Annotated in this window: 22 protein-coding genes and 3 pseudogenes; 17 read left to right on the forward strand and 8 right to left on the reverse strand. The window is 65.0% G+C overall.

The window, feature by feature from the left end; translation table 11 throughout:
* Positions 1-4 precede the first annotated feature (4 nt).
* Positions 5-541, reverse strand: a complete 537-nt coding sequence (locus tag TMS3_RS03395) for a TRAP transporter small permease (protein ID WP_025163845.1) — start codon at positions 539-541, stop codon at positions 5-7.
* Between the two features lie 148 nt (positions 542-689).
* On the reverse strand, positions 690-2090 hold the full coding sequence (gene ehuR / locus TMS3_RS03400) for a MocR-like ectoine utilization transcription factor EhuR (RefSeq protein ID WP_025163846.1): 1401 nt from the start codon (positions 2088-2090) through the stop codon (positions 690-692).
* A gap of 177 nt (positions 2091-2267) precedes the next feature.
* Here ehuR and doeA point away from each other — a divergent pair, with 177 nt between their 5' ends.
* From doeA to TMS3_RS03455, 12 genes and pseudogenes are all read left to right on the forward strand, one after another.
* Positions 2268-3455 carry an ectoine hydrolase DoeA gene (gene doeA, locus TMS3_RS03405; RefSeq protein WP_025163847.1) on the forward strand — a complete coding sequence of 396 codons (1188 nt, stop codon included), beginning with the start codon at positions 2268-2270 and terminating at the stop codon, positions 3453-3455.
* A 16-nt stretch (positions 3456-3471) separates the two neighbouring features.
* Positions 3472-4530, forward strand: coding sequence for a N(2)-acetyl-L-2,4-diaminobutanoate deacetylase DoeB (gene doeB / locus TMS3_RS03410; protein ID WP_025163848.1), 1059 nt, complete (start codon positions 3472-3474; stop codon positions 4528-4530).
* Positions 4531-4584: 54 nt separating this feature from the next.
* Positions 4585-5619, forward strand: a complete 1035-nt coding sequence (locus TMS3_RS03415; protein ID WP_025163849.1) for a TRAP transporter substrate-binding protein — start codon at positions 4585-4587, stop codon at positions 5617-5619.
* Positions 5620-5704: 85 nt separating this feature from the next.
* A complete protein-coding gene (locus TMS3_RS03420) occupies positions 5705-6184 on the forward strand; it encodes an Lrp/AsnC family transcriptional regulator (protein ID WP_025163850.1) in 480 nt (159 codons plus the stop codon).
* Positions 6185-7324: 1140 nt separating this feature from the next.
* A pseudogene (locus tag TMS3_RS25855) lies at positions 7325-7528 on the forward strand (HAMP domain-containing protein); the annotation flags it as partial.
* Between the two features lie 69 nt (positions 7529-7597).
* Positions 7598-8389 carry a methyl-accepting chemotaxis protein gene (locus TMS3_RS25860; RefSeq protein ID WP_407691601.1) on the forward strand — a complete coding sequence of 264 codons (792 nt, stop codon included), beginning with the start codon at positions 7598-7600 and terminating at the stop codon, positions 8387-8389.
* A gap of 230 nt (positions 8390-8619) precedes the next feature.
* The gene (locus tag TMS3_RS03430) at positions 8620-10092 is read left to right on the forward strand and encodes an NAD-dependent succinate-semialdehyde dehydrogenase (protein ID WP_025163852.1); all 1473 of its coding nucleotides are present in this window, start codon (positions 8620-8622) and stop codon (positions 10090-10092) included.
* Between the two features lie 108 nt (positions 10093-10200).
* Positions 10201-11607, forward strand: coding sequence for an aspartate aminotransferase family protein (locus tag TMS3_RS03435; protein ID WP_025163853.1), 1407 nt, complete (start codon positions 10201-10203; stop codon positions 11605-11607).
* Between the two features lie 69 nt (positions 11608-11676).
* Entirely contained in the window at positions 11677-12672 is a 996-nt protein-coding gene (gene eutB / locus TMS3_RS03440) for a hydroxyectoine utilization dehydratase EutB (RefSeq protein WP_025163854.1), read from the forward strand.
* Positions 12659-13603 carry a cyclodeaminase gene (locus tag TMS3_RS03445; RefSeq protein ID WP_025163855.1) on the forward strand — a complete coding sequence of 315 codons (945 nt, stop codon included), beginning with the start codon at positions 12659-12661 and terminating at the stop codon, positions 13601-13603. The genes eutB and TMS3_RS03445 overlap by 14 nt, the downstream gene beginning before the upstream one ends.
* A 1-nt stretch (position 13604) precedes the next feature.
* Positions 13605-14393: a maleate cis-trans isomerase family protein gene (locus TMS3_RS03450; RefSeq protein ID WP_025163856.1), complete on the forward strand. Its 789-nt coding sequence runs from the start codon at positions 13605-13607 to the stop codon at positions 14391-14393.
* 39 nt (positions 14394-14432) lie between these two features.
* Positions 14433-15302, forward strand: coding sequence for a DMT family transporter (locus TMS3_RS03455; protein WP_025163857.1), 870 nt, complete (start codon positions 14433-14435; stop codon positions 15300-15302).
* Between the two features lie 5 nt (positions 15303-15307).
* On the opposite strand, the gene TMS3_RS03460 is transcribed toward TMS3_RS03455, so the two are convergent.
* The 3 genes from TMS3_RS03460 to phoB all read right to left on the reverse strand — a co-directional run bounded on the left by TMS3_RS03460 (position 15308) and on the right by phoB (position 18860).
* Positions 15308-16648 carry a hemolysin family protein gene (locus TMS3_RS03460; protein WP_025163858.1) on the reverse strand — a complete coding sequence of 447 codons (1341 nt, stop codon included), beginning with the start codon at positions 16646-16648 and terminating at the stop codon, positions 15308-15310.
* Positions 16649-16728: 80 nt separating this feature from the next.
* Complete coding sequence (phoR, locus tag TMS3_RS03465; protein ID WP_025163859.1) at positions 16729-18036, reverse strand: phosphate regulon sensor histidine kinase PhoR; 1308 nt, start codon at positions 18034-18036, stop codon at positions 16729-16731.
* A gap of 134 nt (positions 18037-18170) precedes the next feature.
* Positions 18171-18860, reverse strand: coding sequence for a phosphate regulon transcriptional regulator PhoB (gene phoB / locus TMS3_RS03470; RefSeq protein ID WP_025163860.1), 690 nt, complete (start codon positions 18858-18860; stop codon positions 18171-18173).
* A 275-nt stretch (positions 18861-19135) separates the two neighbouring features.
* Here phoB and TMS3_RS03475 point away from each other — a divergent pair, with 275 nt between their 5' ends.
* Positions 19136-19516 (forward strand): COG4315 family predicted lipoprotein, encoded by a 381-nt coding sequence (locus tag TMS3_RS03475; RefSeq protein WP_025163861.1) that lies wholly within the window; start codon positions 19136-19138, stop codon positions 19514-19516.
* 37 nt (positions 19517-19553) lie between these two features.
* Here TMS3_RS03475 and ubiA read toward each other — a convergent pair whose 3' ends face one another.
* The 3 genes from ubiA to TMS3_RS03490 all read right to left on the reverse strand — a co-directional run bounded on the left by ubiA (position 19554) and on the right by TMS3_RS03490 (position 22142).
* The gene (gene ubiA, locus TMS3_RS03480; protein ID WP_025163862.1) at positions 19554-20444 is read right to left on the reverse strand and encodes a 4-hydroxybenzoate octaprenyltransferase; all 891 of its coding nucleotides are present in this window, start codon (positions 20442-20444) and stop codon (positions 19554-19556) included.
* A gap of 125 nt (positions 20445-20569) precedes the next feature.
* Positions 20570-21124 carry a chorismate--pyruvate lyase family protein gene (locus TMS3_RS03485; RefSeq protein WP_025163863.1) on the reverse strand — a complete coding sequence of 185 codons (555 nt, stop codon included), beginning with the start codon at positions 21122-21124 and terminating at the stop codon, positions 20570-20572.
* Positions 21125-21224: 100 nt separating this feature from the next.
* Positions 21225-22142, reverse strand: coding sequence for a LysR family transcriptional regulator (locus TMS3_RS03490; protein WP_025163864.1), 918 nt, complete (start codon positions 22140-22142; stop codon positions 21225-21227).
* A 116-nt stretch (positions 22143-22258) separates the two neighbouring features.
* On the opposite strand from TMS3_RS03490, the pseudogene TMS3_RS25395 reads away from it, so the two are divergent.
* The 4 genes and pseudogenes from TMS3_RS25395 to pyk form a co-directional block, all read left to right on the forward strand.
* Positions 22259-22699 (forward strand): annotated as a pseudogene (locus TMS3_RS25395) (thiamine pyrophosphate-binding protein); the annotation flags it as partial.
* 15 nt (positions 22700-22714) lie between these two features.
* Positions 22715-23266 (forward strand): annotated as a pseudogene (locus tag TMS3_RS25400) (NAD-binding protein); the annotation flags it as partial.
* A gap of 444 nt (positions 23267-23710) precedes the next feature.
* Complete coding sequence (locus TMS3_RS03500) at positions 23711-24985, forward strand: glycerate kinase type-2 family protein (protein ID WP_025163866.1); 1275 nt, start codon at positions 23711-23713, stop codon at positions 24983-24985.
* Positions 24982-26397 (forward strand): pyruvate kinase, encoded by a 1416-nt coding sequence (gene pyk / locus TMS3_RS03505; RefSeq protein WP_025163867.1) that lies wholly within the window; start codon positions 24982-24984, stop codon positions 26395-26397. Before TMS3_RS03500 ends, pyk begins: the two co-directional genes overlap by 4 nt.
* Positions 26398-26449: the final 52 nt, after the last annotated feature.

Below are 26449 nucleotides of genomic sequence, written 5' to 3' on the forward strand. Positions count from 1 at the left end.
CGACTCAGGCTTGGGGCGGGAGAGGGGCATCGACGTGGCGCGGCGGCGCCTCACGGCGACCAAGTAGCACCAGCAACTGGGTGAAGGCGTGGCGCAGGAACTGCAAGCCGCTCATACCCAGGCCCAGGGGGATCAACAGGTAGATGTAATGCAGCGGTACCTGCAGTGCGGAGGAGGAGCGGCCGATGCGCGCTGCCGACTCCACGTAGCCGATCGCCGCCCAGGCCAGCCAGAGCATCAGGGCGGCGGTGAGCAGGTTGATCAGCAGCAGGGTGACGGCGGCCGGCTTGCCGGTGAGGTGCTCGATGAAGGCACTCATGCTCACGTGCCGACTCTGCCGCGCGGCGTAACTGCAGCCGACGAAGGTGACGAAGATGATGAGGAACTGGTTGAGTTCCTCGGAGAAGTACAGGCTCTGGTTAAACAGGTAGCGTCCGAACACGTTGCTGACCGAGTTCAACGCCATCGCCAGGATCGAACTGGCGAGGATCAAGGCTTCAAGCTTCTCCAGCGCCCAGTCCAGTTTACGCAACCAAACCATAGCCACCTCCAGCCCAGCGACATGCTGCTGGACACTTTTATTGTTGTGGAGGCTAGAACATATCGCTGGGCAAAAATCATGTCAATTAATTATTTGAATCATTACAAGTGCTCGATTATGGAGCGAGTGTCATGATTTGTGCGCCGTTTCAGAACACGAAATGCATCGGTGGCGGGGTCTCGTCGAACAACGCGTTGAGCGTATTCAACCCGGTCTGCAGGCGCGAACGGCTCTGCTCCGCGCCCAGACTGATGCGCACATGTTGATTGCTGCGGTCGGGGCTAGGCAGGAAGGGTTCGGCCGGGAAGATCATGACACCGGCCTGGCGTGCGCGACGGGCGAATTTCTCCGGTTCCCAATGGGCGGGCAGCTCGGCCCAGATGTGCATGCCGTTGGGGTGGGCCTTGAAGCGGCAGCCACTGAGCAACTCGCGGGCCATCTGTTGGCGCGCGGCCAGCTCCTGCTGCTGGAAGGCAATCATGCGATCCAGGGTGCCGTCCTGCATCCACCAGCTGGCGATTTCGAACGGCATCAGGGTCGCCATCCAGGTGGTACTACGCAAGCGACCGATAGCCTGCTGAACCAGGTGTGGCGGGGTGATCAGGTAGCCGGCGCGCATGCCCGGCAGGCTTACCTTGGTCAGACTGGTGGCATAGAAGCTGCGTTCGGGGATCAGTGCCGATAATGGCGGGTCGCGATCCGGTTGCAGCGCGCCGTAGACGTCATCCTCGACCACCGTCAGGTCGTAGCGACGAGCCACCTCGGCAATCGCCTGACGACGCTCCAGGCTCATGGTATCGGTGGTCGGGTTGTTCATGGTCGGGGTGCAGAACAGCACCCGTGCCCCACCCTGCCTGCAGGCCGCCTCCAACGCTTCGGGCAGCAGGCCCTGGTCATCGGTGGCCAGACCCTTGAGGTTGAAGTGCAGGGTCTGCGCCAGGGCCAGCAGCAACATGCAGGTTTCCCGCTCGCAGAGCACCGTATCGCCGGGCTTGAGCACCGTGGCCATGGCAATAGTCAGGGCGTGTGCGGCGCCGTTGCAGAACAGCATGTGATCGGGGTTGGCTGGCAGTTTCTGCTGCGCCAGCCAGCTGCAGACCACCTCGCGGTGCTGGGTCAGGCCCTGGGTCGGGTGGAAGGAGGTGATGAAATCATCGCGGCCCTCCCTGGCCAGGCGCTCCAGGCCTTCGCGGTACTGCTTGACGTGACGCTGAGTGCACACCGGGTGGGCAGTGGACAGGTCGATGCCGCGGCTGGGGTCCTCATGTTCGTCGGTGGACAGGTAGTCCGACTCATGACTGACGTGGCGACTGCGCACGAAGGTGCCGCTGCCGACCTGGGCATAGATGGCGCCCTGTTTCTCCGCGTGAGCGTAGGCATTGCTCACGGTCTGCACGCTGACCCCCAGGGTTTCCGCCAGCTCGCGATGGGTCGGCAGCTTGCTGCCGGGTTGCAGCGCACCGCTATTGATGGCCTCGCTCAGCGCGTTGCCGATGGCCAGATACTTGGGCTGGCCGGAGCGGATGAAGGGTTTCAGGTCAATTGTCATGGTTCAATAAAGTTCTTGACGAAAATTGTAATGATCATAAATATGGAGCCCATGCGGATTGACCTGTATTTTGATGTGGTCACTCTAGCAGATTTCAGTACATTGCATAATCGCCCGGCCGTTACGCCGGGTCTATAGAGACCTGAACGCGGACGCGTTCGCTTTCGAGATGCTGTCATGAGTGAAATTGCGTTGAATTTCAGCCGTGCAGAGTACGCCCAGCGTCTGGCCAAGGTGCGCGCCGCCATGGCTGAGCGGGGGCTTGCCACCCTGATCGTGCATGATCCTTCGAACATGGCCTGGTTGACCGGCTATGACGGCTGGTCGTTCTACACCCCGCAGTGTGTGGTGGTTGGCCAGAGCGGCAACCCGCTGTGGTACGGGCGCGGCATCGATGCCAACGGCGCACGCCGCACCGTCTACCTGCCGGAGGAGGATATCGCCTCCTACAGCGACCGCTACGTGATGAACCCGCCGCACCACGCACTCGACTACCTCTGTGAGGAAATCCTCCCAGGCCGCGGCTGGACCGCCGGGGTGATCGGCGTGGAAATGGACAACTACTACTACAGCGCCACCGCGCATGAGGCGCTCAAGCGCGGCTTGCCCCAGGCCCAGCTGGTCGACGCCACCGGCCTGGTCAACTGGTGCCGGGCGATCAAGTCGGCGCAGGAAGTCGAGTACATGCGGGTCGCCGCGCGCATCGTCGAGAACATGCACCGCGCCATCGTCGAGATGATCGAGCCGGGCCTGCCGAAGAACCTGCTGGTTGGCGAGATCTACCGAGTCGCCTGCGCCGGTCACGACGGCAAGTTCGGTGACTACCCGGCCATCGTGCCGATGCTGCCCTCGGGCAAGGACGCCTCGGCGCCGCACCTGACCTGGGATGACCGGCCGTTCAAGAAGGGCGAAGGCACTTTCTTCGAGATCGCCGGCTGCCATAAACGCTACCACTGCCCGCTATCGCGCACCGTCTACCTGGGCGAGCCCTCGGCGGCGTTCCGCAAGGCCGAGGAGGCGATCAACGCCGGCCTCGAAGCCGGACTGGCGGTGGCCAAACCGGGCAATACCTGCGGCGACATCGCCCGCGAACTGAACAGCAGCCTGCGTCGTTACGGCTACGACCGCGGTGACAACCGTTGTGGCTACCCGATCGGACTGAGTTATCCGCCGGATTGGGGCGAGCGCACCATGAGCCTGCGCGAGAGCGACACCACGGTGTTGCAGCCGGGCATGACCTTCCACTTCATGCCGGGCCTGTGGCTGGACGACTGGGGGCTGGAAACCACCGAAAGCATCCTGATCACCGACAGTGGCGTGGAAACCCTCTGCGACTACCCGCGCCAGTTGTTCGTCAAGGCCTAAGATGAGTATTGCAGCCATGAACATTGCACCCGAAGCGGAGCTCCAGGCGAGCAGTCTCACGACCCTCACCGAGCTCCATGAAAGCACCATCAGCGTCACCCTCGATTTCGAGCGTGACGGCGTGCAGCACGGCTTCCTAAAGTTGCCGTACTCCCATGACCAGTCGGCCTGGGGCTGCATCATGATCCCCATCACGGTGGTGAAGAACGGCGCGGGCCCCACGGCGCTGCTCACCGGCGGCAACCACGGCGACGAGTACGAGGGCATCACCGCGCTGCTCAAGCTGGCCGGTGAGCTGCGTGCCGAGGATGTCCAGGGCCGGGTGATCATAGTGCCGGCGATGAACTACCCGGCGGTGCAGAACGGCAGCCGTACCTCGCCGATCGACAAGGGCAACATGAACCGCTCCTTCCCCGGCAATCCTCACGGGGCGATGACCGAGCGCATTGCCGACTATTTCCAGCGCTACCTGATCCCGCTGTGTGACTACGCTTTGGATATCCACTCCGGCGGCAAGACCCTGGACATCCTGCCCTTCGCCGCGGCCCACCGGCTGCCGGACCCCGAGCAGGAAGCCAAGTGCATCGAGGGCGCCCGCCTGTTCGGCACCGCCGCCAGCATGATCCTCTTCGAGCTGGATGCGGCATCGTTGTACGACACCGCCGTGGAAGCCCAGGGCAAGGTGTTCGTCACCACCGAGCTACGCGGCGGCGGCACCAGCACGCCGCAGACCATGGCCCTGGCCGACCGCGGCGTGCGCAACTTCCTCAAGTTCGCCGGGATCATCGAGGGCGAGCCGGAGCTGGCGGACGAACCGCCGCTGCAACTGGATATGCCCGACGCCAGCTGCTACGTGCAGAGCGTGCACCGCGGCATTCTCGAACTCACCCTCAGCCTGGGGGATCGGGTGCGCTGCGGCGATCTGGTGGCGCGGGTGCATGCCTTCGAGCGCACCGGCACGCCGGCGGTGGAATACCGCGCCGAGCGTGACGGCATGCTGGTGGCGCGGCGCTTCCCGGCGCTGGTGGACATAGGTGACACCCTGGCGGTGATCGCCGACATAGTCGAAGGCTGACGTCCAGTGGGCGCAGTTGGTTTTCCAGTCAATAACAACAGCGGAGACTTAACCATGAGCAGATTCAGCACATTGAAGAAAGCAGCCCTGGTCGCAGCCATGGGCCTGGGCCTGATCGGTCAGGCCAGCCTGGTGGCGGCGGAGGAATGGAAGTTCGCCCTCGAGGAAATCAGCGGCAGCGTGCAGGACGCCTACGCGCAGAAGTTCAAGCAGCTGGTGGAGCAGAAGAGCGACGGCAAGATCAGCGTCACCGTCTACCCCTACGGTGCCCTCGGCGAGTCGGAGGATTTGACCGAGCTGGTGGCTAACGGCGTGCTGCAGTTCGCCCATGGCTCGACCGGTATCCTCGGTTCCACTGCGCCATCGATGCAGGTGTTCTCGGTGCCCTACCTGTTGTCCCAGGACAACCAGGTCAACCTCAAGGTGCTGACCGAGAGCCCGACCATCTACGGCCCCATGGCCGACAAGCTGAAGACCCGCAACCTGCGCCTGCTGAGCATGTACCCGGAAGGCGAAATGGTCTGGACCACCAACAAGGTGGTGCGTAAGCCGGCCGATTTCGACAACGTGAAGATGCGCGTGATGGCTTCGCCGATGCTGGTGGAAACCTACAAATCCTTCGGTGCGGTGCCCACCCCGCTGCCGTATTCCGAGGTCTATGGCGCACTGCAGCTGAAGATGATCGACGGTCAGGAGAACCCGATCTTCGCCATCGAAGAGATGAAGTTCTATGAAGTGACCGATGTGCTGACCTGGTCCGGTCATCAGCAGTTCACCGTCGCCGTGTTGTCCAGCGAGTCCTGGTACCAGGGGTTGCCGGCCGAGCAGCAGAAGATTATCGACGAGACCGTGACTGAGCTTGGCCCGTACATCTTCGACACCCAGGCGCAGTACAACAAGGAGCGTCTGGCGAAGATCCAGCAGCTCAAGCCGGGCATCGAACTGGTGCGCCTGAACGAAGAAGAACAAGCCGCTTTCCGCAAGGCCAGCCTGCCGATGCGCGACAAGCTTGTGGAGCTGGCCGGGCCCGAGGCCGGTGCCACGCTGCAAGCGCTGGAGAAGGAAATCGCCGCGCTGGAACAGCAGTAAGCGGCGCTTCACTGGCCGGCGGGGGCTGCCTCGCCGGCTTCGTTACACCTGACGCGCAGGTATGGCCCTGCGCCGGAGCGCTGCTATGCGTCTGGACAGTTACGACCTGAAGATTCTGCGTATCCTTCAGCACAACGGCCGCATCACCAAGTCCAGCCTGGCCGAAGCCATCAGCCTGTCGGTCAGTCCCTGCTGGGAGCGGGTCAAGCGACTGGAGGAGGCCGGCATCATTCGCGGCTACGGCGCGCAGCTGAATCCCGAGATCCTCATCAAGCGCGCCGCGGTGCTGGTGGAGATCAGCCTCAAGCAACACAACCGTGAAGCCTTCCAGCGTTTCGAGCGCGCCATGCAGGACTGCCCCGAAGTCACCGAGTGCTACGCCACCGGCGGTGGCATCGACTACATCGTCAAGGTCATGGCCCGCGACATCGACCAGTACCAGCGCCTGATCGACCGCTGGCTGATGGCCGACCTGGGCATCGAGCGCTACTTCACCTACATCGTCACCAAGACCATCAAGCACAGCGAGCCGCCCCTGGAGTTGGAGAGCGGCGACACCGACTAACAGGCTGTTGACAAACTACTGCGCTCGGCTATGCAGCGTTGAAATCAGCCTCAAAATGCTCATGTACAGCTCGTACACTGCGCTTTTTCGCCTGATTTCGCCTTGCCTAGCCATCGCTCGCTACATTTTTCAACAGCCTGTTAAACCGTCCCGCCTGCAAGCACTTAATCCATGACCCATCCCCTGCGCCGCCGCGCAGCGTCTTCGCCTGCGAGGAAACCAGCCATGTTCCGTGTATTCCGCTCTGTGCGGGCTAACCTCAGCCTGCGTATGCAACTGCTGGCGGGTTTTGCCCTGGTGTTGATGATTACCCTGGCTATCGCCTGGTTGGGCTTCGACACTCAGCGCAGCACCCTGGCGCGCTTCCAGATTCTGCTCCAGTTCAACACCATCGATGGCCAGCTGCAGCGCCTGCGGCAGCAAGAGCGGGAGTTTATTCTGAGCGCTGCGGAGCCGGCGCTGGTCGAGGCCCAAGCCCGTCTCGGTGAACTGCAGCGCAGTGTGCAGGGCGGCCTGGACAGTGTTACCGATGTCGATGCCCGGCAGCGCCTCGGGCTGATTCAGGAGGCCGTCAATGCCTATCAAGGGCGCCTGCAGTTGCTCAGTCAGGCCAGCGCTCAACGCCAGGCAGCGGAGCAGGCGATGGCCGCTGCCGCCGAACAAGTGTTGCAGCGTTTCGACAAACTCGGTGCTCGACTGCGCAACTGGGCTGCCAAGCTGGTGCGGCTGAGCGGCGTGGAACACAGCCTGCCGGCCATGGAGCAGGCCGAACAGAGTGCTGAGCTGACCAAGGGGCTGCTGTTGGCGCGCCAGCATGAGCTGCTGTTCCTGAATAACGCACAAGCGGCCGAGGCCACGCGGCTGCTGACCCAGCTCGAGCGTCTGCAGCAGACCGGCCAACAATTGCGTGAGCAACTGCGCGAGCCTTTTGCCCAGGCCGATATCGACGCCGCCCTGCAGCAGCTAGGCCAGTATCGCCAGGCATTTACCGCCTTGCAGCACGCGTTCGCCAGCCGGCAGGATGCCGTGACCGAACTCGGTGTACAGGCGCAGCGTGTGCTGCAGGCCTCCAGTGAAGCGCTCGCATGGCAACATCAGAACCTGGCCGTCCAGGCCCGTCAGACCCAGCAACTGTTGATCATGGCAGCGCTTGTCGCGTTGGCGTTTGGCTTGGCCTGCGCGTTGCTGATCACCCGGCAGATCGTAGTCCCGTTGCAACGCCTGGCCGGTGTGGCCCAGCGCATCGCCAAAGGCGACTTGAGCGTCGAGCATGCTGCCCGGCCGGGCGAAACGCTCAGAACCGATGAGCTGGGGCAACTAATGGGGGCCATGCAGAGCATGGGCGCTAGCCTGAGCGGCCTGTTGTCGGGTCTGGCGCAGGGTATCGAGCGTTTGACCGGCGCTACCGGGCAGATGGCCTCGGTGGCGCTGCAGACTCGCGCTGGCGTGAGCCAGCAGCGGCTGGAGCTCGAACAGGTGGCCACCGCCATGCAGCAAATGAGCGCCACGGTGCAGGAGGTGGCGCGCAGCGCCGAGTCGGCTGCGGGCAGTGCCGCGCAAGCCGACCGAGAGGCGTGCCAGGGCGAACGCATCGTGCAGCAGGCCATTCAGCGGATTGCCGATCTGGCTCAGAGCATTCAGCTGTCGGCCCAGGTTATCGAACGCTTCGAGCAGGACAGTCACAACATCGGCGCGGTACTGGACGTGATCAAGGGCATCGCCGAGCAGACCAACCTGCTGGCGCTCAACGCCGCGATCGAAGCGGCCCGGGCCGGCGACGCCGGGCGTGGTTTCGCCGTGGTGGCCGATGAGGTGCGCGCCTTGGCCCTGCGTACCCAGGGCTCCACAAGCGAAATCGAAGGGCTGATTGCCACGCTGCAGGGCGGTGCGCAAGGCGCGGTGGCGCAGATGGAGCGCAGCCGAGCGCTGGCCCAGGACACCATCGGCAGTGCCGAGCACGCGGGCCACGCGTTGCAGACGATCAACAGGGCTGTCTCCAGTATTCAGCAGATGAGCCAACAGATTGCCGCTGCGACCGAGCAGCAGAGTGTGGTCGCCGAAGAAATCAGTCGTAGCGTCTCGAGCATTCGCGACGTGGCCGAACAGGCGGCCAGTGCCAGTGAACAGAGTACCGATGCCAGCGCCGAGTTGATGCGTCTGGGCGAGACCCTGCAGGGCTTGGCTGGGCGCTTCCGATTGGTCTGAGCATTCACGCCAGGCGCCCCGCAAGCCTAGGCCGTGGGCGATTAGGCAAGCGCCAGCGGCTCCCGAAAAAATCCACGCTTTGCACGGGTGCAAAGAAAAAAACCACAAGCCAAGTCGCCGCGAAGAGAAAAAAACCGCGGCCGATCCCCCCTAAAGTGGAAACCGTAAACACGCACCACGACCCACGCCGGGCACCAGCCGCGGCCGGGCATGCAGAGGGGACGCCGTCCATGCACACACTGAAAGATCCGCGCCTGGTTCGCCAGCTGGCCTACGTCAACGGCAAATGGGTAGCCGGCAACGAGGGCCGCGACGAGGCGGTCATCGATCCGGCCAGCGAAGAAACCATCGGCCGCTGCACCCAGCTCGACCAGGACCAGGTCGCCGCCGCCATCGATGCCGCCGACGCCGCCTTCCCGGCCTGGCGCGCCCGCTCGGTGGACGAGCGTGGCGCCATCCTCGGCAAGTGGCATGATCTGCTGCTGGAGAACAAGGAAGACCTCGCCCGATTGATGACCCTCGAACAGGGCAAGCCGCTGGACGAAGCCCGGGGCGAGATCGACTACGCCGCCTCCTTTATCCGCTGGTTCGCCGAGGAGGCCCGCCGCGCCTACGGCGAGACCATTCCCAGCCACATCCGCAACGCCCAGCTGGGCAGCGTGCGCGAGCCGATCGGCGTCGCCGCGCTGATCACCCCGTGGAACTTCCCCTGCGCGATGATCACCCGCAAGGCCGCCGCAGCCCTGGCCGTGGGCTGCACCGTGCTGGTCAAACCGGCCGGCGAGACACCGTTTTCCGCCCTGGCCCTGGCCGAGCTGGCCGAGCGCGCCGGCTTCCCCGCCGGGGTGTTCAACGTCATCACCGGCGAGCCGGAAATGGTTTCCCAGGTGCTTTGCGCCAGCGACAAGGTCAAGGCGTTGTCCTTCACCGGCTCGACCCGGGTCGGCCGCCTGCTACTGCAGCAGGCCGCGGCCACGGTGAAGAAATGCTCGATGGAGCTGGGCGGCAACGCGCCCTTTATCGTGCTGCCGGACATGGACGTGGAGCAGGCCGCCCAGGCGGCGATCGACGCCAAGTTCCAGACCACCGGCCAGGACTGCCTGGCGGCCAACCGCATCTTCGTGCATCGCTCGCTGTATGAGCCCTTCCTCGCCGCCTTCGCCCGGCGCATGGGCGAGCTGACCGTGGGCAACGGCCTGGTGCGCGGGGTCAACCAGGGGCCGCTGATCAACGCCAAGGCGGTGGCCAAGGCCCAGGAACTGGTGGACGACGCCGTGGCCAAGGGCGCGCGCCTGCTGGTCGGTGACCAGGAGCAGGCGCCGGGGCGCAACTTCTTCATGCCGACCCTGCTGGCCGATGTGACCGCGCACATGCGCGTCTACCGCGAGGAGAACTTCGCCCCGGTGGCCGGCGTGCTGGCCTGGGACGACCTGGAGCAGCTGATCGTCCAGGCCAACGACACCGAGTACGGCCTGGCCGCCTATGTCTATGGTTACGACATGCGCCAGGTGTGGCGCCTGCTGCGCGGCCTGGAGTTCGGCATGGTCAGCGTCAACTCGGTGAAGATGACCGGCCCGCCCGTGCCGTTCGGCGGCGTCAAGCAATCCGGCCTCGGCCGCGAGGGTTCGCGCCACGGCCTCGATGAATACAGCCAGATCAAGTACTACTGCCTGGGCAACCTGCCCAGCGCCAGCGGTAGCTGAAAACTACTGCGGGCTTCGCGCGCTATGCGCTGCCTAGCCTTCGCTCGCTACGTTTCTAAACAAGGGAACGTAGCTGGAACCGCTAACAAATAACCTGAGGGCATTGCCATGACCATCGACACCCAGAAGATCATCGAGATCGACCGCCAGAACGTCTTCCACGCTTCCACCCACCTCAAGCAGCACGCCCACGGCGAGAGCCCGGCACGGATCATCACCGGCGCTCAGGGCATCCGCATTCAGGATTCGCTGGGCAATGAGTTCATCGACGGCTTCGCCGGCCTGTACTGCGTGAACATCGGCTACGGCCGCACCGAGATGGCCGAGGCGATCTACGAGCAGGCCAAGCAGCTGGCCTACTACCACACCTATGTCGGCCACACGACCGAGGGCATGGCCAGCCTGTCCGAGCGCATCGTCAAGCTCGCCGGCCAGGGCATGAGCAAGGTCTACTACGGCATGTCCGGCTCGGACGCCAACGAGACTCAGCTCAAGCTGGTCTGGTACTACAACAACATCCTCGGCCGTAAGGAGAAGAAGAAGGTCATCTCCCGCGATCGTGGCTACCACGGTTCGAGCATCGCCTCCGGCTCCATGACCGGTCTGCCGGTGTTCCACGCCCACTTCGATCTGCCGCTGGAGCGCATCAAGCACACCGTCGCGCCGGTCTACTACCGCCGTCCCGATGACGCCATGAGCGAGCTGGAGTTCTCCCGCTACTGCGCGCAGAAGCTCGAGGAGATGATCCTCGCCGAAGGCCCGGATACGGTCGCGGCGATGATCGGCGAGCCGGTGCTCGGCACCGGCGGCATAGTGCCGCCACCGCAGGGCTACTGGGCAGAGATCCGCAAGGTGCTGGACAAGTACGACATCCTGCTGATCGCCGACGAGGTGGTCTGCGGTTTCGGTCGCCTGGGCGTGGACTTCGGCTCGCAGTACTACGAGATGAAGCCCGACCTGATCACCGTGGCCAAGGGCCTGACCTCGGCCTACCAGCCGCTGTCCGGGGTGATTGTCGGCGAGCGCGTGTGGCAAGTGCTGGAGCAGGGCACCGACACCTACGGCGCCATCGGCCACGGCTACACCTATTCCGGCCACCCGATGGGCATCGCTTCGGCCATCGCCAACCTGAACATCATCGAGCGCGAGAACCTCACCGCTAACGCCCGCGACACCGGCGCCTACCTGCAGCAACGCATGCAGGAAACCTTCGGTCAGCATCCGCTGGTCGGCGAGGCTCGCGGCATCGGCCTGCTGGCGGCCCTGGAGTTCTCCAGCGATCGCAGCAAGCGCCAGCACTTCGACCCCAACCTCAAGGTCGGCGCGCAGATCTCCGCGGCCTGTCTGGAAGAAGGCTTGATCGCCCGCGCCATGCCGCACGGTGACATCCTCGGCTTCGCCCCACCGCTGGTGGTCACCCGTGGCGAGGTCGACGACATCGTCGCCCGCGCCGAGCGGGCGGTGAACAAGGTCACCGACAAGCTGATCAGCAGCGGCGCCTGGCAGGCCAAGTAACTCGCCAGGTCAACGCGGGGGGCATCGAGACGATGGCCCCCGCTTGCGTTCACAGGTTGGATTTTGCACATGAACGAACAACTGACCCTGCAAGACATCTACCGGGCGCGCCAGCGCATCGCCGGGCTGACCCTGCGCACGCCGCTGGTGCGTTCCGAATCACTGTCGCGGCGCTGGAACTGCGAGGCCTGGCTCAAGCTGGACTGTCTGCAACCCACAGGCGCCTTCAAGCTGCGCGGCGCGGTCAACGCGCTGCTCGGCCTGGATGCGGCGCAGCGCCGGCGCGGCGTGGTGACCATGTCCACCGGCAACTTCGGCCGCGCCCTGGCCTACGCCGGTCAGCACCTGGGCATTCCGGTCAAGGTGTGCATCTCGCGCCTGGTGCCGCAGAACAAGGTCGAGGCCCTGCGCCAGAGCGGCGCCGAGCTGGTGATCCACGGCGAAGCCCAGGACGAGGCCGACGTCGAGGCGCGCCGCCTGCGCGATGAACAGGGCCTGGCCTATGTCTCGCCGTTCGACGACCCGCTGGTGATCGCCGGCCAGGGCACCTGCGGCCTGGAGATCATGGAGGAGCAGCCGGACATCGACATGCTGTTCGCCGGTCTGTCCGGCGGCGGCCTGATCGCCGGCATCGGTCTGGCGGTCAAGAGCATCAATCCGCGGGCCGAGGTGATCGGCGTGAGCATGAACCAGGGCGCGGCGATGCTCGAGAGCCTGGCCGCCGGCCATCCGCTGCAGGTGCCCGAGGTGGCATCACTGGCCGACAGCCTGGGCGGCGGCATCGGCCTGGATAACGCCTGGAGCTTCGCCATGACCCAGCGCTACATGGACCGCGGCTACAAGGTCGACGAGGCGCAGATCGCCCGCGCCATGCTGCATTTTCTGCGTGAAGAGAAACTCCTGGTCGAGGGCGCCGCCGCGGTCGGCGTGGCCGCCGTCGAGCAGCACCAACTGGACCTGAGCGGACGCCGCGTGGCGTTCGTGGTCAGCGGCCAGAACCTGTCCACCGCCACCTTTGCCGAGGCCTGTCGCCTGGCCGGAGAGCGTCCCTATGAAAATCTATAACCGCCAGCAGATCGCCGAGCGGGTCAAGCTCGACCCGGCCGCCCTGGAGGCCGTGGAAGCCGGTTTCGCCGCCCTTGGCCGCGACGAGGTGGCGATGCCGCCGATCCTCAGCATGAACATCGCCGAGAGCAACGGCGAGGTCGACGTGAAGACCGCGCATATCCAGGGCTGGCCGCGTTTCGCGGTGAAGATCAGCCCCGGCTTCTTCGACAACCCCAAGCTCGGCCTGCCCAGTCTCAACGGCCTGATGCTGCTGTTCTCGGCCAAGACCGGGCTGGTCGAGGCGGTACTGTTCGATGAGGGCTACCTGACCGACATCCGCACCGCCCTGGCCGGCGCCATCGCCGCCAAGCACCTGGCCCGCGAGGACGCCCAGCGCGTCGCGGTGATCGGCGCCGGCCTGCAGGCCGAATTGCAGGTCGCGGCCTTGCGCCTGGTGCGCGATATCCGTGAGGTGCATGTGTACGCCCGCGACCGCGCCAAGGCCGAGGCCTATGCCGCGCTCATGCAGGAGCATCATGGCCTGACGGTGACGGTGCACGACAGCGCCGCCGACGCCTGCGCCGAGGCCGACATCGTGGTCACCACTACCCCGGCGCGCGAGCCGGTGCTGCGCTGGAGCGACCTGCCCAAGGGCGTGCACGTCACCGCCATGGGCTCGGACAACCCGCACAAGAACGAGCTGGAGGCGACCATCCTGGCCAGTGCCGACGTGCTGGTGGTCGATCGCCTCAGTCAGTCCCGCGCCCTCGGCGAGCTGCATCACGCTCCGGCCCTGCAGCGCGAGGTGTTCGAGCTGGGCAGCCTGATCGCCGAGGGCCGCCAGGCGCGCAGCGGCGCCGAGCAGATTACGGTGTGCGACCTGACCGGCACCGGGGTGCAGGACACCGCCATCGCCAACTACGCCGCGCGCCTGCTTGAGGAGGCCTGAGATGGAGCTGTCCTTCGCCGGCTTTCTGGACCTGCAACGCACCTTCGCGCATCAACGCGCGACAGATGACGGCCATGTGCGCATCGGCCTGGTGCAACTGGCCAGCGACTTCACCCTGGAAAACGAATGGCGCCAGCTGCTCGGCGAGCGGGTCGAGCTGTACAGCACCCGCACCCCCTGCAGTCCGACGGTCACCCCGGAGGGGCTGCGCAACATGGCTCAGAGCCTGACTCAGTCCAGCGCCCTGCTGGTGCCGGGGCTGCCCCTGGACGTGCTGGCGTTCGGTTGCACCTCGGGGAGCATGCTGATCGGCGAACAGGAGGTGAGTCGCTTGATCAACCGGGCGCATCCCGGCGTGCCGGTGACCAACCCCTGGAGTGCGGTCAAGGCGGCTATGCGTGGCCTGGGAGCGCGGCGCATCGCCGTGCTCACGCCGTATATCGGCGAGGTCAACTACCCGATCTACCAGGGGTTACGCCAGGCTGGTCTGGAGATCGCCGCCTTCGGCACCTTCGGCGTGCTCGAGGACGCCGAGATTCCGCGCATCCCGGCCGAGGCGATTCGCCAGGCCGCCGAGCAGTTGTTGCTCGGCACTCGGGCCGATGCGCTGTTCCTGTCCTGCACCAACCTGCGCACCCTGGAGTTGCTGGATGACCTGGAGAGGCAGCTGGGCTTGCCGGTGATCTCCAGCAACCAGGCGCTGTTCTGGCATGCCCTGCAGCTGGCCGGCTGCGTGCATCGGCCACAGGGATTTGGCGCCTTGCTGACCGACAGTTACCCTTTGCCTTAACGGCGCGCGTGTCAGTCGCCATGGGTTAGGGAGTCGCCGGTGCAGGACCGACAGAAAGGCTTGTTGTTGACCGCGCTGGGGGTGCTGGTGTTGTCGCCGGACGCCCTGGTGCTGCGCTGGCTGGCCGCCGATGCCATGCAAGTACTGGCCTGGCGCGGCCTGCTGATGGCCGTCGGGCTGAGCCTGCTGCTGAGCTGGCGTTACCGTGGCGGACTGCCCGCCGCGCTGCGCCGTTGTGGTTGGACCGGCCTTGGCTGCGCCCTGTGTTACTGCATCAGCACCCTCGGCTTCGTCCAGGCGATCAGCCTGGCCGGGGCGGCCAATACCCTGCTGATCCTCAGCATCGCCCCGCTGATAGCCGCGGCCATGGCCTGGCTGTTTCTCGGCGAACGCCTGGCGCTGCGTACCCTGCTGGCAATCCTGGTGTGCGTCGCCGGGGTGGGGCTGATCGTCGCTGACCGCACGCCGGGCAACAGCCTGCCGGGTAATGCCTGGGCGCTGGCGGCCGCCACCTTCCTGGCGGGTAACTTCACTCTGGCGCGCAGTCGGCCGACGGTGGACATGAGCCCGGCGCTGATGCCCGGCGCCTTGCTGGTGTCGTTGCTCGGGTTCGTGTTCGGCGGCAGCCCGCAGCTCGCGCCGCTGCAGTGGGCGGGACTGGCGCTGATGGCCGGTGTGCTGCTGCCCCTGGCGTTCACGCTGATTCAGCTCGGGCCACGCTGGATCAGCGGCACCGAGGTAGGGCTGTTGCTGTTGCTGGAGGTGGTGCTGGGGCCGTTATGGGTCTGGTGGCTGCTCGGCGAGGTGCCGAGCAGCCAGGTGCTGTTGGGTGGCGCGTTGATTTTCGTCACCCTGTGCGTGCACAGCCTGCTGGGCTGGCGGCGCAGCTCAATATCCCTGGCGGGTTGAGCGGCTCAGTCGAGCTTGACCACCTTGGCCAGGAGAATTTTCGGCCCCTTCATCTTCTTGACCACGATGCGCAGGCCTTCGACCTCCAGCACTTCTTCTTCTTCCGGCACCCGCTTGAGCGTCTCGTAGATCAACCCGGCGAGGGTCTCGGCTTCGATATGGTCGAAGTCGACGCCGAGCAGGCGTTCGACCTTGAACAGCGGGGTGTCGCCGCGCACCAGCAGCTTGCCGGGTTGGTAGGCGAGGATGCCGCGATCGGCCTTGCGGTGTTCGTCCTGAATATCGCCGACCAGGGCTTCCAGCACGTCTTCCATGGTCAGGTAGCCGATCACCTTGCCGTCGGCTTCCTCGACCAGGGCGAAATGCGCGCCGCCCTGACGGAACTGCTCGAGCAGGCTGGACAGCAGCATGTGCCGGCTGACGCGATCCAGCGGGTGCATCAGTTCGCCGATGTTGAGCGCCGAGGGCAGCATTTCCAGCAGGGACAGTTGCAGCAGCAGGTCCTTGATGTGCAGCACGCCGACAAACTCCTCTGCCTCGGTGTCGTAGACCGGGTAGCGGCTGTATTTATGCCGGCGAAACACGCTGAACACTTCATCCAGCGGCGCATTGAGCTCCAGGTAGATCAGGTCTTCGCGGGAGTTGGCCCAGTCGGCCACCTCCAGCTCACCCAGTTCCACTGCTGAGGCCAGCACGCGCATGTCCTGATCGCTGGGATCGCGGGCGCGGCTGGAGTGGAGGATCAGCTTGAGTTCGTCGCGGCTGTAATGATGTTCATGGTGCGGCCCCGGCTCGCCCTGGCCGGCAATGCGCAGGATGCCGTTGGCGCTGGCGTTGAGCAGGAAGATCGCCGGGTACATGGCCCAGTAGAACAGGTACAGCGGCATCGCCGTCCACAGTGACAGCAGCTCGGGCTGGCGGATCGCCCAGGACTTGGGGGCCAGCTCGCCAATCACGATGTGCAGGTAGGAAATGATGAAGAAGGCAGTGAAGAAAGCGATACCGCTGACCAGCGCCGGCGAGTCGATACCCAGGGCGCCGAGCATTGGCTCGAGCAGACTGGCAAAAGCCGGTTCGCCGATCCAGCCGAGGCCCAGCGAGGCCAGCGTGATGCCCAGCTGGCAGGCCGACAGGTAGGCATCCAACTGGTTGTGCACGGTGCGCAGGATCTGTCCGCGCCAGCCATGCTGGCTGGCAATGGTCTCGACCTTGGTGGCGCGCAGCTTGACCATGGCGAATTCGGCGGCGACGAAAAAGCCGTTGAGCAGCACCAGGGCCAGAGCGAACAACACGAGGCCGAATTCGGCTAAATAAGTGGCGATAGAGAAGCTAGGGGAGGGGTCCATATAGGGTTCGGTTGGCCAATGACCGCTAGAGGGTGAGGGCTGCCGTGCGGCTTTGCAAGCGTGGGCGTTTGCCGCGCCGACTACTTGCCGCGGCGGACCACCTGAGTGCCCGGGAAATGACAGATGAAGGTGCTGCCTTGACCCACTCGACTGTCGATGTCCAGGTGCGCGCGATGGCGCAGCAACACGTGCTTGACGATGGCCAGGCCGAGGCCGGTGCCGCCGGTGTTGCTGGCGCGACTGGAGTCGACCCGGTAGAAACGCTCGGTCAGACGCGGCAGGTGCTTGGCCTCGATGCCCAGCCCGTTGTCCTGCACCGCGAGGCGCGCACCATGCTCGTCGCCCGACCAACGGATATGGATCTGGCCTTCGTTGGGGGTGTATTTCACCGCGTTGAACACCAGGTTGGAGAAGGCACTGCGCAGTTCGGTTTCGCTGCCCTTGAGCTTGAGGTGGGGGTCGGCTTCCAGGCTGATACGGTGCTGGCGTTCGCCCGAGAGGGCCTGGGCGTCGTTCTTGATCGACAGCAACAGCAGGTCGACCGCCACTGGCTGATTGTCCGAGGGGTAGTCGGTGGCTTCCAGCTTGGCCAGCAGCAGCAGGTCATTCAGCAGGTTCTGCATGCGCCCGCCTTGTTGCTGCATCTGTTGCAGGGCACGCAGCCAGCGCGGGTTTACCGCCTCGACATTGTCCAGCAGGGTCTCCAGGTAGCCGGAGATCACCGTCAGGGGCGTGCGCAGCTCGTGGGAGACGTTGGCGACGAAGTCCTTGCGCATCTGTTCCAGCTGGTGAAGACGGGTGACGTCACGCACCAGCACCAGGTGTTCCTGATTGCCGTACTGGGTGATATGAAACTGCAGGTGCAGGCTGTCGCTCAGGGGCGAGGGCAGTTCCAGGGGTTCCAGGTAATTGTTGCGCGCAAAGTACTCCTTGAAGCGTGGGTGGCGCACCAGGTTGCCAATCGGCTGGCCGCTGTCCTGCAGGGTTTTCAAGCCGAGCAAGGTTTCTGCCGCGGGGTTCCACCACTCCAGGTTGCCGTCGCTGTCGAGCATGATCACCGCGTCTTTCAGCGCGGAAGTGGACTCCTGGGCACGGTCGATCACGGCCTGCAGGCGCGCTCGCGCGCGTTGCTCATTGCGCTGCTGGTGATAGATGCTGTCGAACACCTCTCCCCACAGCCCCGAGCTGTCGGGTGGCGGCTCGTCAGGTTGGTGGTGTTTCAGCCAGGTGTGCAGGCGCAACAGCTGATGCAGGGTCCAGCACAGGTAAGCGCCCAAGCCGAGCACCAGGGCCCAGGCATATTGGCCGCTGATCGCACCGAGCAGCAGGCAAATGCCGACTAACAGCAGCAGACGGCGTATCAGGGCGCCACGCCAGTCTTGATTCACTTAGAGCTCATCCGCCAATCGATCCATTATGCCGCCAGGTCCGGCCGGCAATCCTAACCCGCGCAGCTCGGCGCGGACATACTGCTAGGGTCTGTTGCCATTTCCCGCGCAACCCGANNAAACGGCAACAGACCCTAGCCTTTGGTGGAGAAACGGTAACCGGTGCCGCGTACGGTCTGCACCAGGTTTTCGTAGACTTCGCCCAGCGCCTTGCGCAGGCGACGGATATGCACGTCGACCGTGCGCTCTTCGACGTAGACGTTGCCGCCCCAGACCTGATCAAGCAACTGGCCGCGGGTGTAGGCCCGCTCCTGGTGGGTCATGAAGAATTGCAGCAGGCGGTATTCGGTCGGGCCCATCTCGGCCGGCTTGCCGTCGATGGTCACACGGTGGCTGATCGGGTCGAGCAGCAGGCCATTGACCTCGATCGGCCCTTCACTGTCACTGGGGCCGGCCCGGCGCAGCACGGCCTTGAGGCGTGCCACCAGCTCGCGCGGCGAGAACGGCTTGGTGATGTAATCATCGGCGCCGACTTCCAGGCCCTGGATCTTGTTGTCTTCCTCGCCCTTGGCGGTGAGCATGATGATCGGAATGTCGCCGGTCAGCTCGTCACGCTTGAGGCGCCGCGCCAGCTCGATGCCGGAGGTGCCGGGGAGCATCCAGTCGAGCAGGATCAAATCGGGCTTGCGGTCGACGATGATGGCATGGGCCTGCTGGGTGTTCTCCGCTTCCAGGCACTCGTAACCGGCCATTTCCAGGGCCACCGCGATCATTTCGCGGATCGGTGCTTCGTCATCGACGATCAGGATGTTCTTGCCAACCATGGGTCCTGCCTCGGTTTGTTCAGCTGTCTTGTGGCGCATTAGATAACGGAATTATTGCAGGGATATGACATCCCGATGTTAACGGCTGCGCCAGCGCCTGCCTGGTCTATGCTCAAGGATGCGCCCGGTCGGTCGATCGGGCGCGTGGAGCCTGGCGCAAAAGAGCCTGCTAGATGCAGGCTTTTCAGGGTTCTGCCTGCTCGTCCGTCGAGGTTGTCCGGCACCGATTTTAGCCTGTCGCCAAGCTAACGCTGTTAGACAAAAGGAGGCATCAGATGATCAGAATCAACCCAGTCCGACTGGCTCTGCTCGGCGGCGCGTTGCTGGCGCTATCAGGCCTGGTATACGCGGACGAACCGGCGATGGTCGAGAACGGCATGTTGGTCGACAGCAAAGGCATGACGCTTTACACCTACGACCCGGACGGCATGGATAAATCCAACTGCTATGGCCCGTGCGCGGAGAACTGGCCACCCTTGGCCGCCGAGGCCGGTGCTGTGGCTGAAGATGACTGGACGGTGGTCAAACGCGACGATGGCACCCTGCAGTGGGCCTATTACGGCAAACCCTTGTACACCTTCATCAAGGACATGAAGGCGGGTGATATTACCGGTGACGGCAAGGGGGGCGTCTGGCACGTGGCCAAGCCTGAGTGACCCACTGTCCACGCAGCGCTTGAGCGCTGCGTGGACCTCAGCGCAGGGCGTAGTCGGCGACCAGGCCGATAAAGATCGCCAGCCCGGCCCAGTGGTTGTGCAGGAACGCCTGGAAACAGGCCAGCGTCTCCCGCTGACGAGTGCTCCAGTATTCCCAGGCGAAACAACCGGTAGCCACCAGCAGGCCGAGGTGGAAATACAGACCCAGCTCGAAGCGCGCGCCGGCCAGAAGCAGGCACAGCAATGCCAGGCCCTGGAGAGTAGCGATGATCAGCCGGTCGGCTTCGCCGAACAGGATGGCGGTGGACTTCAGCCCGATCTTCAGGTCGTCGTCACGGTCGGCCATGGCGTAGTAGGTGTCGTAGGCCACGGTCCACAGCAGGTTGGCGAGATACAGCAGCCAGGCTTCGGGCGGCACACTGCCGGTTTCGGCGGTGAAGGCCATCGGCATGCCCCAGGAAAACGCCGCACCGAGCACCACCTGGGGGTAGAAAGTGTAACGCTTCATGAAGGGGTAGCAGGCGGCCAGGGCCAGGCCGCCGAAGGACAGCCAGACGGTCGTGGCGTTGGTCAGCAGCACCAGGCCGAAGGCCAGCGCCACCAGCCCGGCGAACAGCAGCAGTGCCTCGCGTGGCTTGATCTTGCCGCTGGCCAAAGGGCGCGCCTGGGTACGGCTGACGTGGCCGTCGAAGTTGCGGTCGGCATAGTCATTGATCACGCAGCCGGCAGCACGCATCAGGATCACCCCAACCACGAAAATGCACAGGTTCTTCGCGCTCGGCACGCCCTCGGCCGCCACCCACAGCGCCCACAGGGTCGGCCACAGCAGCAGGTAGATGCCGATGGGTTTGTCCAGGCGCATCAGTTGGATGAAGTCCCAGGCACGTGGGTGCAGGCGGTTCAGTGAGTGCAGCAGGCGGGTATACATCGGGCGCGTCTCCGTGCGAGTTGCGCGGATTATACGGAGTCGGGCACGGCGCAGCATGGTGAGTATGTCTTGACTGGGCAGCGGGTCGACAGCAGTGCTTCGCGGCCATTACCTGACGGCGAGGTTCAGGTCTCGACGTCAGCGGCCAGCCAGAACGCCGGCAGAAACACCTCGGCCACCAGCACCGCCAGAGCGCCGCGACTGAAGCGCGAGCGCCGTGCCCACAGGCGTTCGGCGCGCACTTCGCTCGGCAGCCAGGCGGCCGGGTAGCGGCAGGCTTGCAAGGGGCCGCGCTCGAAGGCGCGGTCGCTGAACAGCAGTTCGCCGAGGGAGCGGCTGCCCAGTTGGTCGAGGCCCATGCCGGAGCCCTCCAGAGCACTGCGCGCCGCCACGCTGCGGGCGAATACCCAGGGTTGGCCATGGCCGCGCAGGTACACCTCGCGCACCCAACCCTGACTGCCGTCGGCTACGCCGAGGGCGCTGCATTCGTCGTTGCGCAGGCGCTGCCAGCCCTCGCTCAGGGGGCTGACGCTGAAGTGCTTGGCAGACAGGTCGATCAGCCGCTGGGTCAGCGAGTCCTGGTTGACGAACAGCCAGCTGTACACCCCTGCCGCCGGGGTCGGTTGCAGTTGGCTGGCGGTCAGCCAGCTGGGCGGATGGGCGATGGAGGCGTGGGGCACGGTTGGGAGTCAGCACAAATCGGAAGCGCGCGAGTGTAGCAAATGCCTAGCAGGACGTTGAAAAACTACTGTGCTCGACAATTTGCGCGGCATACATCGCTCACAACGGGTGGGGCTGCTCCCAGTAGCCGGGCGCGCTGTACAGGGTCTTCAGATAATCGATGAATACGCGCACCTTGACTGGCAGATAGCGCTGTTGCGGATAGACGGCCTGGATGTCATAGGCGGGCACGGCGAACTCGTCGAGCACCGTCACCAGTTGGCCGCGCTTGAGTTCGGCCTGAATTTCCCAGGTCGAACGCCAGCCGATGCCCAGCCCTTGTTTCACCCAGTTGTAGAGCAGTTCGCCATCGTTGCAGTCGAGATTGCCGGACACTTTGACCGCCACCTGCTTGCCGTCGCGCAGGAAGGTCCAGCCGCGTTGCTGGCCGCCCTGCAGGTTGAACGCCAGGCAGTTGTGCTGGGCCAGATCCTCGAGTGTCTGCGGTACCGGGTGGCGCTGGAAATACCCCGGTGAACCACAGACCACCCGACGATTGGGGCACAGCTTGATGGCCACGTAGTTGGGATCGGTCACCTCGCCGATACGAATGCCCATGTCGTAGCCCTGGCGTACCAGGTCGACCACGCTGTCGGTCAGGTTGAACGACAGGTTCAGGTCCGGGTAGCGCGCCTGAAAGGCCGGCGCATGGGGTGCGATATGCCGCCGGCCGAATGCCGCCGGCGCCGACACCACCAGGTGTCCGCGCACCGAATGCGCTCCACGGGTGATGCTCGCGTCGGCCTCTTCAAAGTCGCGCAGTAAACCCCGGGCGCGCTCCAGGTATTGCTCGCCCAGATCGGTCAAGGACAGGCCGCGGGTCGAGCGATGCATCAGCTTGACCCCTAGCTGCCGTTCGAGTGCGTCGAGGCGGCGGCCCATCACCACCGGGGTCACGCCTTCGACCAGGGAGGCGGCGGCAAAGCTGCCGTGATCGGCCACCAGAACAAAACTGTGCAAGGCGGTGTAACGGTCCATTCGATACTCCTGATACCGACAGAACTAAAGAATGCAGCAATTCACCTCGGATAGTCATTAGTCGCATGCTTGAAGCATGTAGAAAAAATATCGACCAAAGTCTGGAGGTCTGACTGATGACGCGTATGAGAGCAATCGAAGCTGCAGTACTGGTGATGCGCCGCGAAGGCGTTGACACGGCGTTCGGCATTCCCGGCGCGGCGATCAACCCGCTGTACGCCGCCCTGCAGAAAGTCGGTGGCATCGACCACGTCCTGGCGCGTCACGTCGAGGGCGCCTCGCACATGGCCGAGGGTTACACCCGCACCAACGCCGGCAACATCGGTGTGTGCATCGGCACCTCCGGCCCGGCCGGCACCGACATGGTCACCGGCCTGTACTCGGCCTCCGCCGACTCCATCCCGATTCTGTGCATCACCGGCCAGGCGCCGCGTGCGCGCATGCACAAGGAAGACTTCCAGGCGGTCGACATCACCAGCATCGTCGAGCCGGTGACCAAGTGGGCGACCACCGTGATGGAGCCGGGCCAGGTGCCGCGTGCCTTCCAGAAGGCCTTCTATNNGGCCACTGGCGCCGAGTACCTTGACGCCCCGGTGTCCGGCGGCGAAGTCGGCGCCAAGGCCGGTAGCCTGTCGATCATGGTTGGCGGCAGCGAGGCGGCCTTCGAGCGCGCCCTGCCTTTGTTCCAGAGCATGGGCAAGAACATCACCCTGGTCGGTGGCAATGGCGACGGCCAGACCGCCAAGGTGGCCAACCAGATCATCGTCGCCCTGAACATTCAGGCGGTGGCCGAAGCCCTGCTGTTCGCCGCCAAGAACGGCGCCGATCCGGCCAAGGTGCGCGAGGCGCTGATGGGCGGCTTCGCCGGCTCGAAGATCCTCGAAGTGCACGGCGAGCGCATGATCAAGGGCACCTTCGACCCGGGCTTCCGCATCAGCCTGCACCAGAAGGACCTCAACCTGGCGCTGGCCGGCGCCCGCGAGCTGGGCCTGAATCTGCCCAACACCGCCAACGCCCAGCAGGTGTTCAGCACCTGCGCGGCCATCGGCGGCAGCAACTGGGACCACTCGGCGCTGATCAAGGGGCTGGAACACATGGCCAACTTCTCGATTCGCAAGGAGTAAACGCCTTTGATCGTTGCCACGCTCCGGCGTGGGAATGCCTCTGAAGACGCTCCAGCGTCTGCTGTAGTGACGCAGAGCGTCACGGGCTACATGCCCACGCAGAGCATGGGCACAATCAGCAATGCCCTGCGTGGGAACGCGCGACATCTGCGTTTTGATCGTTCCCACGCTCCGNNCGGAGCGTGGGAACGAGCGGCGCGCGGAGCCCAGCCCGCGCGCAACGAGCAACACATCGGCTGACTGATCCAAGGTAGGTTGGAGCGGTCAGCCGATGCCCCTTTCGATTTGCCCGGCAGGCGGTGTCACGGCCTGCCTGCCGGGTGGGTCGATTTCAGTGCACAGCGCCTGCGCGGCGGGTGTTGCGCACTAGAATCGATTTGATCAGTAACCCTTGTCGGAGCTTAATCCGACAGGCTGCCAAGCCTTAATCAGAGCGAGCCCGCCATGCCCATCGATCCGCACAGCCTGTTGCGCGACCTGTTCGCCAGCGCCATCGACGCCGCCCACCCGCGCCAGGTGTTAGCCGATTACCTGCCCAGCGATCGTAGCGGCCGGGTCATCGTCATCGGCGCCGGCAAGGCCGCCGCGGCCATGGCCGAGGTGGTCGAGAAGGAATGGCAGGGCGAAGTCTCCGGCCTGGTGGTGACCCGCTACGAGCACGGCGCCCATTGCCATAAGATCGAGGTAGTGGAAGCCGCCCATCCGGTACCGGACGATGCCGGCGAACGGGTGGCCCGCCGGGTGCTGGAACTGGTCAGCAACCTCACTGAGTCCGACCGGGTGATCTTCCTGCTGTCCGGTGGCGGCTCCTCGCTGCTGGCCCTGCCGGCCGAGGGCATCAGCCTGGCCGACAAGCAGGCGATCAACAAGGCGCTGCTCAAGTCCGGCGCGACCATCGGCGAGATGAACTGCGTGCGCAAGCACCTCTCGGCGGTCAAGGGCGGGCGCCTGGCCAAGGCCTGCTGGCCGGCCAGCGTGTACACCTACGCGATCTCCGACGTGCCGGGCGATGAAGCCACGGTGATCGCCTCCGGGCCGACCGTGGCCGACCCGACCACCTCGGTGCAGGCCCTGGCGATCCTCGCCCGCTACAGCATCGAGATCCCGGCCAACGTACGCGCCTGGCTGCAGGACCCGCGCTCGGAGACGGTCAAGCCGGGCGACCCCTGCCTGAGCCGCAGCCACTTCCAGCTGATCGCCACGCCGCAACAGGCGCTGGATGCCGCCGCTGCCAAGGCCGAGGCCGCCGGCCTGCCGAGCCTGATTCTCGGCGACCTGGAGGGCGAATCGCGCGAGGTGGCCAAGGTGCATGCCGGCATCGCCAAGCAGGTGCTGCTGCACGGCCAGCCGCTCAAGGCGCCGTGCGTGATCCTCTCCGGCGGCGAAACCACGGTCACCGTGCGTGGCAACGGCCGCGGCGGGCGCAACGCCGAGTTCCTCCTCAGCCTGACCGACAGCCTCAAGGGCCTGCCCGGGGTCTATGCCCTGGCCGGTGACACCGACGGCATCGACGGCTCGGAAGACAACGCCGGCGCCATCATGACCCCGGACAGCCATGCCCGCGCCGCGGCGCTGGGCCTGAGCAGCAGCGACGAGCTGGACAACAACAACGGCTACGGCTACTTCGCCGCCCTCGATCAACTGATCGTCACCGGGCCGACCCGTACCAACGTCAACGATTTCCGCGCCATTTTGATCCTAAAGGACCCTGCCCAATGAACGCCGACAAGAAAGTAAAAATCCTCGCCACCCTCGGCCCGGCGATCAATGGCATCGACGACATCCGCCAGCTGGTCGAGTCCGGGGTCAACCTGTTCCGCCTCAACTTCAGCCACGGCGAGCACGCCGACCACGCCCAGCGCTACCAGTGGGTGCGCGAAGTGGAGCAGCGCCTGAATACGCCGATCGGCATCCTCATGGACCTGCAGGGACCGAAGCTGCGGGTCGGGCCCTTCGCCGACGGCAAGGTCAATCTGGAGCGCGGCCAGGCCTTCCGTCTGGACCTGGACAGCACGCCCGGCAATGCTCAGCGAGTCAGCCTGCCGCACCCGGAAATCATCGAAGCGCTGCAGCCGGGGATGAACCTGCTGCTCGACGACGGCCGCCTGCGCCTGCAGGTAACCGCCAAGCACAGCGACGCCATCGACACCCAGGTGATCGCCGGCGGCGAGCTGTCCGACCGCAAGGGCGTCAACGTGCCGGAGGCGGTGCTGCAACTCAGCCCGCTGACCGAGAAAGACCGCCGCGACCTGACCTTCGGCCTGGAGCTGGGCGTGGATTGGGTGGCGCTGTCGTTCGTCCAGCGTCCCGAGGACATCCTCGAGGCGCGTGAACTGATCCAGGGCAAGGCCTTCATCATGGCCAAGATCGAGAAACCCTCGGCGGTGCAGCAGATCGAAGCCATCGCCCAACTGTGCGACGCGATCATGGTCGCCCGTGGCGACCTGGGCGTGGAAGTGCCGGCGGAAAACGTGCCGCGCATCCAGAAGGACATCATCCGCACCTGCCGCCAGCTCGGTAAGCCTGTGGTGGTGGCCACGCAGATGCTCGAATCCATGCGCTTTTCCCCCGCGCCGACCCGCGCCGAAGTCACCGACGTGGCCAACGCCGTGGCCGAAGGCAGCGACGCGCTGATGCTGTCGGCCGAGACCGCCTCCGGCGACTACCCGCTGGAAGCGGTGCAGATGATGAGCAAGATCATCCGCCAGGTGGAAAGCGGCCCGGACTTCCAGGCCCAGCTCGACGTCAGCCGCCCCCAGGCCGAAGCCACCGCCTCGGATGCGATCAGCTGCGCGATCAGGCGCATCAGCTCGATCCTGCCGGTGGCCGCGCTGGTCAACTACACCGAGTCCGGTGCAACCAGCCTGCGCGCCTCGCGCGAACGACCGAAGACGCCGATCCTCAGCCTGACCCCGAACCTGCACACCGCACGGCGCCTGACCGTCGCCTGGGGCATCTACTCGGTGGTCAACCCGCGCCTGCATGAAGTCGAGGAAGTCACCAGCACCGCCCTCGACATCGCCCAGGCCCAGGGCATGGCCCAGACCGGCGACACCGTGGTGATCACCGCCGGCGTACCCTTCGGCCAACCGGGCAGCACCAACAGCCTGCGTATCGAAACGCTTTCTTAGGTCACCAGCCGTCGAGGCGGCGCACAACCCCACCGGCGAACGGCTGGGTTGT

Origin of the sequence: Pseudomonas taeanensis MS-3 (genome assembly GCF_000498575.2) — a bacterium.
Lineage (GTDB): Bacteria > Pseudomonadota > Gammaproteobacteria > Pseudomonadales > Pseudomonadaceae > Aquipseudomonas > Aquipseudomonas taeanensis.